This window comes from Pseudofrankia sp. EUN1h, from assembly GCF_001854645.1.
Lineage (GTDB): Bacteria > Actinomycetota > Actinomycetes > Frankiales > Frankiaceae > Pseudofrankia > Pseudofrankia saprophytica.
This window is the reverse complement of record NZ_MBLN01000077.1, coordinates 147,256-161,223: the sequence shown is the minus strand read 5'-3', so window position 1 is coordinate 161,223 and position 13,968 is coordinate 147,256. Positions and strand designations below refer to the sequence as shown.

At 69.0% G+C, this 13,968-nt stretch carries 11 protein-coding genes and 1 pseudogene; 7 read left to right on the top strand and 5 right to left on the bottom strand.

Annotated features, from left to right (window positions below; genetic code table 11):
* Positions 1–71: 71 nt before the first annotated feature.
* The 4 genes from BCD49_RS31290 (at position 72) to BCD49_RS31275 (ending at position 4,444) form a co-directional block, all read left to right on the top strand.
* Positions 72–1,169: an AI-2E family transporter gene (locus BCD49_RS31290; RefSeq protein WP_027140795.1), complete on the top strand. Its 1,098-nt coding sequence runs from the start codon at positions 72–74 to the stop codon at positions 1,167–1,169.
* Between the two features lie 56 nt (positions 1,170–1,225).
* Entirely contained in the window at positions 1,226–2,683 is a 1,458-nt protein-coding gene (locus BCD49_RS31285; RefSeq protein WP_071042222.1) for a DUF2252 domain-containing protein, read from the top strand.
* A gap of 377 nt (positions 2,684–3,060) precedes the next feature.
* Positions 3,061–3,639 (top strand): DoxX family protein, encoded by a 579-nt coding sequence (locus BCD49_RS31280; RefSeq protein ID WP_241832434.1) that lies wholly within the window; start codon positions 3,061–3,063, stop codon positions 3,637–3,639.
* A 493-nt stretch (positions 3,640–4,132) separates the two neighbouring features.
* Positions 4,133–4,444: an SHOCT domain-containing protein gene (locus BCD49_RS31275; RefSeq protein ID WP_007510304.1), complete on the top strand. Its 312-nt coding sequence runs from the start codon at positions 4,133–4,135 to the stop codon at positions 4,442–4,444.
* A 160-nt stretch (positions 4,445–4,604) separates the two neighbouring features.
* Here the strand turns inward: BCD49_RS31275 and BCD49_RS31270 are convergent, their stop codons facing one another.
* Both BCD49_RS31270 and BCD49_RS31265 read right to left on the bottom strand, forming a co-directional pair.
* Positions 4,605–6,233 carry a multicopper oxidase family protein gene (locus BCD49_RS31270; protein ID WP_083401803.1) on the bottom strand — a complete coding sequence of 543 codons (1,629 nt, stop codon included), beginning with the start codon at positions 6,231–6,233 and terminating at the stop codon, positions 4,605–4,607.
* A 106-nt stretch (positions 6,234–6,339) separates the two neighbouring features.
* On the bottom strand, positions 6,340–6,918 hold the full coding sequence (locus BCD49_RS31265; protein ID WP_158072978.1) for a DUF6153 family protein: 579 nt from the start codon (positions 6,916–6,918) through the stop codon (positions 6,340–6,342).
* 779 nt (positions 6,919–7,697) lie between these two features.
* Here BCD49_RS31265 and BCD49_RS31255 point away from each other — a divergent pair.
* Positions 7,698–8,408, top strand: a complete 711-nt coding sequence (locus BCD49_RS31255; RefSeq protein ID WP_007510312.1) for a DUF305 domain-containing protein — start codon at positions 7,698–7,700, stop codon at positions 8,406–8,408.
* A gap of 368 nt (positions 8,409–8,776) precedes the next feature.
* Here BCD49_RS31255 and BCD49_RS41250 read toward each other — a convergent pair.
* Positions 8,777–9,006: pseudogene (locus BCD49_RS41250) on the bottom strand (winged helix-turn-helix transcriptional regulator).
* Between the two features lie 99 nt (positions 9,007–9,105).
* Positions 9,106–9,834 (bottom strand): AraC family transcriptional regulator, encoded by a 729-nt coding sequence (locus BCD49_RS31250; protein ID WP_007510314.1) that lies wholly within the window; start codon positions 9,832–9,834, stop codon positions 9,106–9,108.
* Positions 9,835–10,007: 173 nt separating this feature from the next.
* Here BCD49_RS31250 and BCD49_RS31245 point away from each other — a divergent pair, with 173 nt between their 5' ends.
* The gene (locus BCD49_RS31245) at positions 10,008–10,868 is read left to right on the top strand and encodes an NAD(P)H-binding protein (RefSeq protein WP_007510316.1); all 861 of its coding nucleotides are present in this window, start codon (positions 10,008–10,010) and stop codon (positions 10,866–10,868) included.
* Between the two features lie 329 nt (positions 10,869–11,197).
* Positions 11,198–11,869, top strand: coding sequence for a hypothetical protein (locus tag BCD49_RS43280; RefSeq protein ID WP_131803594.1), 672 nt, complete (start codon positions 11,198–11,200; stop codon positions 11,867–11,869).
* A 348-nt stretch (positions 11,870–12,217) separates the two neighbouring features.
* On the opposite strand, the gene BCD49_RS31235 is transcribed toward BCD49_RS43280, so the two are convergent.
* Complete coding sequence (locus BCD49_RS31235; protein ID WP_007510317.1) at positions 12,218–13,555, bottom strand: ABC transporter substrate-binding protein; 1,338 nt, start codon at positions 13,553–13,555, stop codon at positions 12,218–12,220.
* Positions 13,556–13,968: the final 413 nt, after the last annotated feature.

Here is a 13,968-nt window from a genome sequence, read left to right as displayed (position 1 = left end):
CCGGATTCCGCGCCGGTCACCGCGACCGACGCCGCGCGATCAATCGCGGAAGGGTTGAAGACACGGTGCGGATGTCGTCGAGCGATGCCCTAAAAGGATCGCTGGCACGCCCTGTGGTGATTTTGCTGGGACTGGCGTCACTGACCGTCGTCACGGCCGGATTTCGAGCCTTCCGGGACACACTCGGACCAGCGTTTCTGGCACTGGTTCTCGTCGTCACGGTGCACCCATTGCAGACAGGCCTGCGCCGGCGTGGGGTGCCCGGGTGGGTCGGCGTGGTCGCGGCGATGGCGACGATATATACGATTCTGGTCGGCTTGGTGGTAGCCCTGGTCGGGTCGGCCGCCCGGCTGATCACGCTGCTGCCGGACTACCGCACCCAGTTCGACAAGCTGTTGAACCAGGCCGCCCAGTGGCTTGAGGACCTCGGTGTCCAGCCGGAACAAGCCAGCGCCACGGTCGGTCGGCTCGACCTGACCAAACTCTCCGGCGTGCTGCACGACATCCTTTCCGGGCTGACCTCGGCGGGGTCCAACCTGGTGTTCCTGGTCACGATAGTGTTTTTCCTGGCAATCGACTGCGACCTGTTTGCTCGCCGGCTCGACGTGGTAGCCGAGTCGCGGCCGCTCGTCGTGGGGGCATTGCGGGAATTCGCCCGCAACACGCGCCGCTATCTGGCCGTGTCTTCGCTTTTCGGGCTGATCGTCGCCGTGCTCGACGCGYTGGCTCTGCAATGGCTGGCGATCCCGTTGCCACTGTTGTGGGGGCTGCTGTCGTTTATCACCAACTACATCCCCAACATCGGGTTCGTGGTGGGACTGATCCCACCCGCGCTGCTCGGCCTGCTCGAGGGCGGTGTGGGCCGCATGCTCTGGGTCGTGGCGGTCTACTCATCTATCAACATGGTCGTGCAGTCGTTCATCCAGCCCAAGGTCGTCGGCAACGTGGTGAGGCTGTCCGCGACCCTGACCTTCCTGTCCTTGGTGTTTTGGGCGTTCGTCCTCGGCCCGCTCGGAGCACTGCTGGCGGTTCCGATGACCCTGCTGGCCAAGGCTCTGCTCATCGACGCCGATCCCGCGGCCCAATGGCTGCGTCCGCTTCTGGGCGATACGACTGCCGAGACCGCGGTGGAGGATTCCTCGACACCCGCCCATTCAGGAACCCAGTAGGACTTTGTACGGAGGCGACCATGAGTCACACCGTGGAGGCCCGCGAGAGGTCGAATATGACGGCTGCTGTGAGACACGCTCCCGGGCGCCGCTCCCGGCCGCGGTCAGCCGAAGGAATGCCTGACGGTGCTCCGCTGAGTCCGGCGGAGCGCGCGGCTCGGGGACGGACCRCACGGGCCCAAGCCCCGCGCCGGACCCACGCGGAGTATGAACCGGCGCCGGATCGGGCCGATCCGATCGACGCGGTGGACCAGCAGTCGCGGCACCGCCTGCCCGAGCTCGTTCCCATCCGCTACCAGCGGATGGCTGAATCGCCGTTCAGATTTTATCGAGGCGCCGCCGCGATCATGGCGGCGGATCTCGCCAGGACTCCGACGTCGGGTATCTCCGTCCAGCTCTGTGGCGACGCGCACATGCTGAACTTCCGGCTGCTCGCCTCCCCTGAACGACGCCTGGTATTCGATATCAACGACTTCGACGAGACCCTTCCCGGCCCCTGGGAGTGGGACGTGAAGCGGTTCGCCACCAGTCTGGTCATCGCTGGCCGTGCCAACGGCTTCGGGCCGGTCGAACGGCGCGACATCGTGACCGCGGCGGTCAGGGCCTATCGGATGTGGATGCACCGGTTCGCGGCGATGACCAACCTCGACGTCTGGTACGCGCATGTCGATGTCGACGACCTGGTTACACGGTTTGCGGACGTGCTGGGCCGGGGGAGTTCCAAACGCCTGTCACGGGCGACGTCGCGCGCCCGATCGCGCGACCAGCTGCGGGCGTTCACCAAGCTGACCAAGCTTGTGGACGGCGAACGACGTTTCGCGTCCGACCCGCCGCTACTCGTCCCGATCGGCGAGCTGGAGGCGGCGAGAGAACGGGAGCTGCTGATGGGATGGCTGAGCTCGATCGTGGACCGGTACTCCGCGACGCTGTCGGCCGACCGACGCAGACTGCTCGCCCAGTACCGTCTCGTGGACTTCGCTCGCAAGGTCGTCGGTGTCGGCAGCGTGGGCACCCGCTGTTGGGCTGCGCTGCTGCTCGGCCGCGACGACGGCGACCCGCTCCTGCTGCAGATCAAGGAAGCGGGGACATCGGTCCTCGCGGATCACTTGCCCGGGAGCGAGTACGGCAACCAGGGCGAACGGGTCGTTGTCGGGCAACGCCTCATCCAGGCCGCCAGCGACATCTTCCTCGGCTGGCAGCGAGTGGAAGGCCTCGACGGGCGGCAGCGCGACTTCTACGTCCGGCAGCTGCAGGACTGGAAGGGCATCGCAGAGACGGAGAGCATGGACCCCGACGGGATGGCCCTGTTCGGACGTCTGTGCGCCGCCACCCTCGCGCGGGCCCACGCACGGTCGGGCGACCGCATCGCGATCGCGTCCTACCTGGGCACCGGCGCGGGGTTCGACCGGGCGGTCGCTCGCTTCGCAGAGGCGTACGCCGACCAGAACGAGGCCGACCACGCCGCGCTGGTCGAGGCGGTCCGAACCGGACGAGTCAGCACCACGGCGCCCTGACGACTCGCCGCCCCGAGAACGAACGCCTCGAGTCAAGCCAGATCACCATCCGGCCGGTCGCCAAACGTGCTCTGAACAGGGACGACGCTCGATGGCCGGGGTTGCCGAGATCGGTTCGGACGGGGTCCCGAGGGACGACTGGGCGATGGCCCGAACAGCTTCTGCGTGTTCATGCGCGGTGGTGGTGGATGACGGCGACCGGGCAGGGTGCGTGGCGGATGCACCGGTCGCGGACGGCGCCACGGCGCAGGATGGGCGCGGGTTCGAGCCAGCGCCGGTGCCGGAGGACGGTGAGGAGGTCGGGTATGACTCCGCTTGGAAGGAATTTCCGGATGACGCCGGGGCCTGGCTGGTGGACCTGGCTGGTCGCGACGGACGTGACGGCCGCGACGGTTCTCATCCGCTTTTACGTGGGCGTGGTGTTCCTTACCGAGGGAATCCTGAAGTTCGTGCGTCCTCACACGCTGGGTACCGGCCGTTTCGACAAGATCGGTATCCCCGCGCCCGGCTTCTTCGCGCCGTTCACCGGTGTGTTGGAGATCGTTTGCGGGACGCTGCTTCTGGTCGGGCTGCTGACCCGGCTCGCCGCGATACCGATGGTCGTGAACATGACGTGTGCCCTGATCGTTACTAAGATTCCGATCCTGTGGGGCGGTTCGGCGCTGTTCAAAGGCGAGTCCGGCTGGGGGGACTTCCTCCACGAAGCCCGGGTGGATCTCGCGCAGTTGTGTGGCAGCCTGTTTCTGCTGATCGTCGGTGCCGGCGCCTACTCGTTCGACGCCTGCCTGCATCATGGCGCCGCCGTATCGGGCTTGGCGGACGCGGACCGAGGCTGGAGCCCGGCAGGCAGACGAACCGTGGGCGGCGCCGTCGGCGTGTCGCCAGGTCGGGAGTCGGGTGGCCGGGAGCCCGGTGACCCCGGGTCCTGGTCCGGGCGGCGACCTGGACCTCGCTGATCGCGTCCGCCATCAGCTCCGGCCAGCGCCGCCGCGGCCGAGACGGGCAGGTCCGCGGCTCGACCCCGCGCCGTCTCCTCTGCGGGGCTGGCGGACCTCGCCTGGGACCCGCGCCTTCGCCAGATCGCCTCCGGCGCCGTCGGATCGGCGATCTATCGATCAATCTGGCTTGGTCTTCCAACAGGTCGCCGCCGTCCACGCGGCGGTACAGGCCCACCACGGCTGAGCCCCCGCGCGGTGGCTTCACGATCACAAGGTCACCGCGAAGACCGTGACCACAGCTACCACTGCACCTGGCGCCGGCCAGCGACGCCCGGTCGTCGAGCTGACCAGGCGGGCGGCTGGGTGCGCGGCGGTGAGCGGATTGACCTGGTGGCGTCAGGCCGTCCAGCACCTGCACTCCGGCGCGAACCGCCGCATCCTGGAAGAAGGAGGGAGCGCGGCGAAGGCGCCATTCGGACCGTCCGTCCACTCGCTCCGGGAGGTGACAGTGATGATGTACTGGCATGACGGCCATGGCATGGGTGGCTGGGGCTGGTTCGCCATGTCCCTGGGCATGCTGCTGTTCTGGGCTGTGCTCATCATCGGAGCGGTACTGGTAGTACGGGCGCTGACCCAGGCAGGCGACCGCGGTCGTCCCCCGACGCCGCCACCCGCCGGGCCCGCGGCCACCGGTGGGCCTGCCGGCCCGTCCCCTGAGCAGATCCTCGCCGAGCGCTTCGCCCGCGGCGAGATCGACGAAAAGGAGTACCGCGCCCGCCTCGCCGCCCTCCGTGAGACGGCCGACCGCCTTGTCAAACACTGACGGCCAACCGAGGCGCTGACCGGTCGCGGCCGGCTCACCATCACGTGGGCGCGATCGGCGCGCCAGCCGGCTAGCGGCGCCGGCCGGCTGGCGCGCATCCTTGCTCCTTTGTCGGCTCAGCGGACCGCTGGCGCTCCGGCGAGCCGACATGGGGTTGCGGTCAGGTGGTATAGGACAGGATGGTCATCATGCCGGCCGCCGCGTGGTAGGCGTTGTGGCAGTGGATCATCCACTGGCCGGGGTTGTCGGCGTCGAGGTCGACGGTGACCGTGCCCATCGCGGGGACGAGCACGGTGTCCTTGCGTACGCCGTTCGAGGTCGGCGCCTCAACGGCGAAGGTGTGGCCGTGGATGTGCATGGGATGAGACATCATGGTGGCGTTCTGGAAGAGGATCCGGATGCGTTCACCCTGGTGAACCCGAAGCTCGGGTGGATGGTTGGTCGACGGGTCGCCGTCGGCGTCGCCGAACGACCTGCCGTTGATCGTCCAGCGGTAGTCGGTCGGGTCCGCGCCCAGCCGTAGCGTGATCACCTGGTTGGGTGCGTGGGCCGGCAGAGCGTCCTCGGGGGTCGGGTAGAGGTCGCGGTAGGTCAGGAGCAGGCCATTGAGCTCCGCCGGCCGGGCGGCCGGGTTGGGCATGGGTCCGGGGGATGTGCGCAGGACGGCCATCGCCATGCCGTCCTTGCCCTCGGGGGCGGCCATGAGCGGGAAGACCCCGGTGCCCGCGGTGATCTCGAYGTCGTAGCGCTCGCCCATCGCGATCAGCAGGGTGTCGACGTCCACCGGCTTGACCGGCCGGCCGTCCGCCGCGACGACCGTGAGCCGATGGCCGCCGACGCCGAACCGGAACACCGTGTCCGAGCCGGCGTTGACCAGCCGGAGCCGGATCCGCTGCCCCGGCCGGGCGGACAGCACGTAGGGGTTCTCAGGCACGCGGCCGTTGACCAGGTAGGCGGGGTAGGCCACGTCACCGGCGTCGGCGCCGAGCGGGCTCGCCTGCCCGCCGCCCATGTCCATGCCGCCCATGTCCATCCCCGGCATGTCGCCCTGGCCGCTCATGCCGGTCATGCCCGCCATCCCGGCGGCCTTCAGGTCGGCGAGGATTTGGTCGGGGGAGCGGCCCAGGCCGTCGGTCCAGTCGTCGAACATGAGGACCGCGTCGGTGGCGTAGTCGCGGGGCGCGGCCGGGTCCTCGACGATCAGCGGCGCGTACAGCCCGGTGTCGAGCTGGGTGCCGACGTGGCTGTGGAAGAAGTAGGTGCCTGGCTGTGAGGGCACCGTGAAGTCGTAGGTGAACGAGCCACCAGGCGGGATCTCGGAACCCGCGGCTCCGGGTGCGCCGTCCATGTCGTTGCGCAGTTCCAGGCCGTGCCAGTGCAGCGAGGTCGCGACCGGCAGCTGGTTGCGCAACGTCAGGCGAAGCCGGTCGCCGGGCTGGACTCGCAGCTCGGGGCCGGGCACCGTGCCGTCGAGCGTCCAGGTGTTCACGCCGCGCCCGCCGAGGTCGACCGTCGCCGGTCGGGCGGTGATGGTCCTGCTCACGGTGCGCCCGGTTGTCGCGCGGGCGCGTTCGGCGGTGAGCACYGCCTCCGAGGACGGCGCTACCAGCTGGCCGCTGCTGGTCGGGCTGCCGGTGAGGTGGGTGACGACTGCTGCGGTCGCCGCGGCGAGCGCGACGGCGGCGAGAACGCCGACGACGGTGAGCGGCCGCGTCCGGCGACGGCGGCGGCGCGACGCGCGGGAGGCGGCCCGAGCGGGCCGGGCCGACGGCGGGGCTTGGGAAGACATGCTGGTTCTCCAGACGAGGGAAATCCAGGCATGACCGGACGACGGACAGGTCCAGCCAGCTGCCCGGACTGATCGGATCAGGGCATCGGAATACCGTGATCCGCCCTCACGTCCGCAGGACTCCCAGCCGCGCGAGCGCGGCGGACGAGGGTGGTGGTCGCTGCGCCGCCCAGCTCGTGCTGCGGGCGGGCGCCGGGAGGTCCGCGGGCTGCGCCGCGACCCACCGGCCACCTCGGCGCAGGGACAGTACGAGGGACAGCGCGAACAGCGTCAGCACCGCGAGGCACATCATCCCGCCGGCGTGCCCCAGCATCCCCCCGGCGCCCGCGCTCCCGGGAACCGCCGCCGCGGCGAGCACGGACCCCGCTGTTGCCTCGACCGGATGCTCTCCGACGGGCCGCACGGTCGCCCCGTCGGCCATCGATGCCGCCGAGTCGTCAGGGGCCGCGCCGCGCATCGACATCGCGCTCGCGCCGGCACCGGCTGTCATGCCCGGCTCGTCGGGCATCGCTGGAGCCAGGCCGGCGTGCATCACGACCAGACCCAGGAGCAGCGCGGCGACCGCGAGCCMGCTCGCCAGCGCGCCGAACCACGGCGCCCAGCGGTTCTGGCTCGACGTCAGCGCCGGAAGAGGCCAGCCCGCCTGGCATGAGCCGGACGGGACGGCGGCGGGCGCCGTGGACATCGCCCTCGACTCCTGCTCCATCGGCACCAATAGTAGTACCGGCCGTAGTCTCCCGATGATCCCGAGACGCTCCCGTCCTGCGCCGAGGACCGGACCGCGGACGGGCCCAAGACGCGACGCGTGCGGGTGGATTCCGTCGGGCGCCCAGGGCAGCTGTTGGTGAGAATGGCGGGCGTGGAGAGCACGCCCGGCCACGCCGGCAGCGCGGGTCTCGCGCAGGCGCGGACCTTGCTGCTGGTCGGCGCGGTACTGCTCGGACTCCCTCTGATGCACGGCCGGCCGTCGACCAATCCGCGGCCCACACCCGCTTCCAGCGCGGCCACGGCCATTCCTGCGTTCGCCCGGGTCGCGACCGGCCTGACCACCTCCATGGCCCGGACCGCGCCACMACTCTCGGACGTCTTAACGATCAGCGACGCATGGCGAGCCGTGCCGCACAGGTCCTGGCTCCGGTGTGACGCCGATGGCTGCAGCGGCCACGGCGGTCTGATGTCCATGGCGGACTCCGCTATACCGGGCCGCTGTTGGCAGGGCGGCGACTGCTGGCAGGCCTAACCTGCGTCACCCGTCAGAGTCCTGCGGGCGCCGTACTGTCGTCGATCCGGCGGCGAGGGCCACCCAGATGGCGGCGTCCGCCACGCGCCCGCACGTTGTCCTCGCTCTGCGCGCTTCGTCTGTAACCAACCCGTCCCTGCCCCGCGCCGCGGTTTCGCGCCGCGCGGGACCGCGACGTGTCCCGCCCACGTGGCCTACAGACCTCCTTCTGAGGAAGAAGACCCATGAAGCGACTCTTCGCGATCTCTGCTGCCCTGCTGGCCGCCACGACGGTGACCGCCTGTAGCGGCGGAACACAGGCCGGCGCCGCGGCTGCCAGCCATTCCTCCGCCGCCGGTTCCGACCACAACGCGGCGGACGTCACCTTCGCCCAGAACATGATCGCCCATCATCGGCAGGCGATCGAGATGGCCGACCTCGCCGCGACCCGGGCCTCCTCACCCCAGGTCAAGAAGCTCGCCGTCCGGATCGCGAAGGCGCAGAACCCGGAGATCACCACCGTGGCCGGTTGGCTCCACAGCTGGCGCGAGCCAACCGCTGCCCCCACCGCTCCCACCAGGACGGGCGGAATGACCATGGGCGGCGCGTCCACCATGCCCATGCACAGCGGGATGCCCATGCACAGCGGGATGTCGATGAACGGGGGCATGTCCATGAGCGGCATGCCGATGGCGACCGCAAGCCCGTCGAGCGGCCCGGGGATGCCCGGGATGATGGGCGACGAGGACCTGGCGAAACTGGCCGCCGCGTCCGGACGGGACTTCGACCGGATGTTCCTGACCATGATGATCACTCACCACAAGGGTGCGGTGACCATGGCAACCACCGAGGATCGCGACGGCCGCTACGGCCCGGCCAAGCAACTCGCCGCCAGCATCAGGACCAGCCAGACCGCTGAGATCGGCGACATGAACGGCCTGCTCGCCAAGCTCTGAACCTCGGTCCGCCCAGGCTGCTGTATGTCTCGAGCGGTACCGAGGGCGCCCAGGCTGCCGACGACCTGATCAAGTGGTGGGTCGTCCCGAACGGGGATCATCCACCGCCCGCAGCGGCGAGCACTCCTGGCTGGCCGCCTGAAGGGCGGTCCAGGACGAGAGCGCCGTGGGCCCGTGAGGACGCGCGGCACCGCTCGGCCGCGGCTCAACTACGCGACGGGCTTACGGTCCGGCCGGCAGGTCAAGCATCGCGCGGAGCTGGGCCGGCGACGGGATCTCGACCAGGCGGCCGGTCTCGGCGCGGTAGAGCCGACACGGGTGGCATGAGATACCTATCGTGGGGATCGCGGGCAGCGAGGCGCGGCTGGTTACGCGGATGCGAGCGCGTCCTCGGTGGCGAGGCGCTCGCGACGTCGTTTCCCCCACTCACCCAGCGGGCGGAGGGCCTCGTTGAGTGACGTGCTGTGCTCGGTGAGGGAGTACTCGACCCGGGTGGGACCTCGCGATACACCTCATGGTGGACCAGGCTGTCCTCCTCCATCTCGCGCAGGTGCTGGATGAGCATCTTCTCGCTGACGCCGGAAAGGCCGCGCCGCAGCTCAACGTCATCTACCGAGTCGAATAGGTGTTCCGTAGGCCTGGTAGGAGTCGCGCCGAAGGCGAAAGTCGTGAGGGTGGTGATGGGGCAGCTAACGGCCTACTCGTGACAGGGTGTAGCTGCGGGTAGTTGTCCGGTGATGAACGCTCCGGGAGGTACTCCCATCATGCGGCGGAACTCGGCGGTCATGTGGGACTGGTCGTAGTAGCCGGCTTCGGCGGCGAGGTGGGTCCAGGACCGCTGGCTGGCGCCCGTCAGCACACGTCGTAGCCGCTCGATCCGAGCGACGTGTTTGGGCGGGATGCCGACGGCGTCGGTGAACAGGTTGCGCAGGTGCCGCTCGCTGATGTTGAGGCGCTCGGCAGTCGTCCGTACCTGCCGCGATGCTGGGAGCGCCGGGGAGGTCAGGGCGGTGGCCGCGCTGTTTACGAGCTCGCCGCGGGCCAGGTCGTGGCGCGGTCGGGTGGACACCTGGAGCCTCAGCGCCTCCTCCAGCCGCACGGCGACCGCGGTGGGATCCGGCCCGACGTCGGACAGGTCGCGGGCGAGCCGGTCGCCTGCCGCACCCCAAAGGTCGCTCAACGGGACGGCCCGGTCGACAAGCCCGCGCGGCGGGACACCCAGCAGCGCCCAAGCCCAGCCGGGCCGCATCCGAAGCTTGACGCAGAAAGGTACCCGCTTCACCGCGAAGTACGCGGCCTGGGTGCGGGGCCCCATGACCATGAGTTCGACACCGGCGCCACCCTCCCGGACGACCAGCGCCGTGGCGGCGTCCGGTACGTCGGTCCGGACCGGGCGAGCGGGGTCGCCGCCGGCGGCGGTGCTCATCTGGGAAATCCACGGTCGTAGGGCGGCCGACAGTGGGACAACATGTTCTGAGTCGTCGTTCACCGTCCCTACGGTAGAAGCCTGCGCGGCGCGAACAGCCGCGGTGCCCACGCGGACGGGGAGTGCCGAAACGTCCTAGCGGCGGCGGTGTCCACACTGCCACCGTGGTCCACATGATCCTTGTTACCGGTGCCACCGGCACCGTGGGCCGCGAGGTTCTCCGGCTCCTGGCCGCCAGGGGCGAGGCGGTCCGCGCGATGACACGGGACCCCGCGAGGATTCCCACCTCGCTTGGCGTGGACATCGCGCAGGCCGACTTCGACGACCCCGCGTCCCTTCCTCCGGCGGTCGCCGGAGCCGACAGCGTCTTCCTGCTGACCGCGCCCGCGTCACCCTCGCCCCACCATGACATGGCCCTGCTTGACGCCGCGGCGGCGGCCGGTGTGGGTCGGATCGTGAAGTTGTCCGCCATCGGGACCGGTGAAATCGACGACCACAACAGAACAGTGGGAGCCTGGCACCAGCGGGCGGAGTGGGCGGTGCGCGACAGTGGCATGGCCTGGACGGTGCTACGGCCGTCCACCTTCGCCTCGAACGTCCTGCACTGGGCCCAGCCGATCGAATCCGGAAACCCCGCCCCCAACCTGACGGGCGACGGCAAGCAGGGCGTCGTCGACCCCCGCGACGTGGCCGCGGTCGCCGTCGAGACCCTGCTCTCCTCTGCGCATGCGGGTCGGACCTACACCCTGACCGGCCCGGACCTGCTCACCGTGCCCGACCAGGCCTCCCAGCTCCAAGAGCTGCTCGGCCACCCCGTCACGGCCGTAGACGTGCCTCTCGACATCGCGCGGGACCAGATGCTCGCGTCCGGAATCGACAGCTCCGTCGTCGACGTCGTCATCACCGGCTCCAGGTGGGCGCGGGCAGGACACAACGCCATCCTCACCGACGACGTGACCCGGCTCCTGAAACGTCCGGCCACCAGCTTCAGGACCTGGGCGCACGACCACCTCGATGCCCTCAGAAGAACATGATCTTCCCTCGTCAGGCCCCACCCCGCGAGCTCCTGACTGATCAACTGGGGAGTCGATCGCGATCCTTTTCGAGAGGGCACGGCGCCGCGATGGACGGGAAGCGGCGGTGTGGACTTCCGAGAACTCAGTGAACCTGGTTACGGATACGGGTCGTCCGCGCCGCGTCGGGCGCAGGGCTTGACGACGAAGCAGGCTTTTCTGCGCCACCTCATGGGGAGCGCCAGCGAGCTGCACGAAGATCCACCCCGCAAACTCCCTATTGGCGCGAACGGACCCGTTGGCCGCACCGACCTGCTCACCCGAGCGTCGATGCATTGGCGCGCCGCCACGTGGATCCTGTCCGTGAGTTCGAAGTCTCGGGTTACTTCGAGCGGCGATTCGGCAAGGACTGTATCGACAACCCGTACGGCCCGTCGCCCGCCACCTTGGTCGAAGGACCGTTCGGCGGGCCGACCATGTGGCCGATCGACCCCGAGATGCTGGCCGCCGACCGGGAGAACCTCTTCCAAATGATCGAGGTCCTGCACGATTTCGTCGCACGGCCACGGCCACGGCCACGGCCACGGGATCTCCATTCGTACAACGAGTGCGACTGGCCCCATTGCGAATGGGATCTTGGTTCAGGTCGTGCGGTGTATCGCTGGCGCGTGAACAGTCTCCTACGCGGCGCGGACGTTCCCTATCGCCTGGCAGATGAAGGCGCCGATGTCGGCCGACTGGTCGGGGTGACCGACGATGCCCGTGCGCAGCTTGTTCGGTCACTGCTGACCCGTGACACAAGCGAGCAGGACGAGCAAGTCCGCCACGCGATCTCGCTGTTCCGAGGCCGCGAGGCTGGACGGCACCAGAAGCGCTCCGCGGTTGCGGCCCTGGCCCTGGTGATCGAAGAGCGCCGCCACGGCATACTGGCAGACGCCTTTGGCCAAGTCGGACCGCGGCGCCTTGTTCGACATCGCGAACAACTTTCACATCCGCCACCAGGACGCGAGACAGAAACGTGACTATGATGATTTCTATCTCGACTGGATCTTCTGGCTTTATCTGTCGATGGTGGAACTCATAAAGCTCATCCTCGATGACCAGCGAGCGGATGCGCCCCGAGAGCGCCACGCTCCGACCTCGTAGCCGACGCGTGGTTGGGTTCCGAGCAGGTTGGCTAGGCCAACCTGGCTACGTAGCGGCGCAGCGGCACCGAATTCATGTTCGACACCTCGACACAAGAGGTCAGCCGGTGATGGAACAGCCTGGGGCCGCGCCGTCGCCAGTGGCGGCTTGTCGCGGGTGATGTGGTGATGGCGAGCGGAGGGCGGGTGGTGAAGCGGTGCCCGCCCTCCGGCCTGGGTGGGACGTTAGTCGGGAATGGGGGTGTTGGCGAGGACCTTGTATGCGGCGGGCTGGCCCTTGTCGTCGAGGGTAGTTGACAGTCCGCCGCGGACGCAGACGGCTTGAGAATCGGTGACGGCTTTGCCGTTGCAGCGGAAATTGATGCCGCCGCCGCCGGGAAGCTCGGTCTCCTTCATCGATTTGATGGTCGTGGTGATGGTCGCCGGGGTGATGTCGCCGGTGATGCCCTGTGTCGCTGTCTGGAGGCCGGCGATGAGCATGAACATGATCATGCCGTCCTGGTTGCTGAGGTCGATGTCCTTGCCGTAGGTCTCGGCGACCTTCGTGAAGAGCCGCATGGAGGGGCTGTCTGGGCCGATCGGCGCGCTGGCGCTGATGACCATCCCTTTGAGGGTGGTGCTGGCGACTGACTTGCGGGTGGCGTCGGTGATGCACTGGGAGATGCCACTGATGGTGCCGGTGAAGCCGACGGCCCCCAGGCCGTTCATGGCGCTGATGCAGAACGCGTCGTTTCCGATGATGAAGACCTGGTCGGAGCCGTTGTCGGCGATCTGCTGCATCTGGGGCGTCATGTCCGCAGTGCCGGGTGCGACGCGGACGAGTTCGTAGCCGATGCCGGCCTTCTGGAACAGGGGCGGGGCAACCTCCTGCGCGGAGTGCAGGGCTGCGGGGACGTCGACGACGATCGCGGAGACCTTCTTGTTGCCCGCGTCCTTGGCGACCTGGATCGCGAGGTCGACGAAGCCGAAGGTCGGGTTGGCCAGCACGAAGGTCGTCGGACTGGCCAGCAGGGTCGGGTCGCCCGAGCTGTAGAGCATGACGGGGATCTTGGCATCGTTCAGCGGCTTCCAGGCGGCCTCGACGACGGCGGAGGTGCCGATGAGGACCGCGGCGACGCCGTCGTCGACCATCTGGCTGCCGCAGTCGGCGGCCTTGGACAGATCGCTGAGGGTCTCGCAGACCGTCACCTCGATGGGCCGGCCGCCGATCCCGCCCTTGTGCTCGTTGAGGTACTTGACGACGGCCGGAATGACCCGCTTGTCGTTGGTGTGATCGGCGGTCGGGCTGGAGCCTTCCGTGATCACGCCGATCTTGACCGGCGCGCCGGTCGCCTTGTCGATCGGGCCAAGGATGTCCACGGGACCCGCGGAGCCGCTTGCCGTGGGGGTGGGGCCGTTGTCGTCGGAGCCGCCGCAGGCCGAGACGAAGGCCAGGCTCGCGGCCAGGACGGCGACGCCGGCGAGCCGTAACCGGATCGGGTGGGTGGATGCTCGCATGGATGCGACGGCCGAGGGTGGCCGGGTGCCTGCCCGTCGGCTGGTCAGGTGGCGAGTGTGCGACATGTCTTTGTCCTTTCGTCGGATGGCGAGCAACTGTGAAGATCGCCGTGGTGTTCGCCCGCGTGGGCCGGCGGCTCGTTGGGGTGACGCCTGTTTGGGTTTCAGTTCGCTCGCGGCGACTTGCGCAATGGTCGGCCGTGAGGAATGCGCGCAGGGTTGTTCCTGATCGCCTGGGTCGTAGCGCTGAGGGCGCTCGCCGGGCACGAGGGCTGCCGGCCGGCGGGCCGCCTCTGGCCCGCCGGTTCGGTATGGGAGTACGCCTACGTCGACCAGCGCAGCGACGAGAAGGGACGCACCGGCCGGAACTGGAGTCGAAGCAAAACTCTCCGCGAAGACCTGTTGCCAGCGAGTATCTAGGGGGAGAGCGGCTGGCGGCTCACGGACTCGCTTTTTCGGATTTGCCGACACCGGCTGAT

Bases quoted from the DNA above. Each gene is read 5' to 3' on its own strand.
- BCD49_RS31250 (WP_007510314.1), bottom strand. From the start codon at position 9,834: ATGAGCACCGCCGCCGGCGGCGACCCCGCTCGCCCGGTCCGGACCGAC.
- BCD49_RS31275 (WP_007510304.1), top strand. From the start codon at position 4,133: ATGATGTACTGGCATGACGGCCATGGCATGGGTGGCTGGGGCTGGTTC.
- BCD49_RS31235 (WP_007510317.1), bottom strand. From the start codon at position 13,555: ATGTCGCACACTCGCCACCTGACCAGCCGACGGGCAGGCACCCGGCCA.
- BCD49_RS31255 (WP_007510312.1), top strand. From the start codon at position 7,698: ATGAAGCGACTCTTCGCGATCTCTGCTGCCCTGCTGGCCGCCACGACG.
- BCD49_RS31245 (WP_007510316.1), top strand. From the start codon at position 10,008: ATGATCCTTGTTACCGGTGCCACCGGCACCGTGGGCCGCGAGGTTCTC.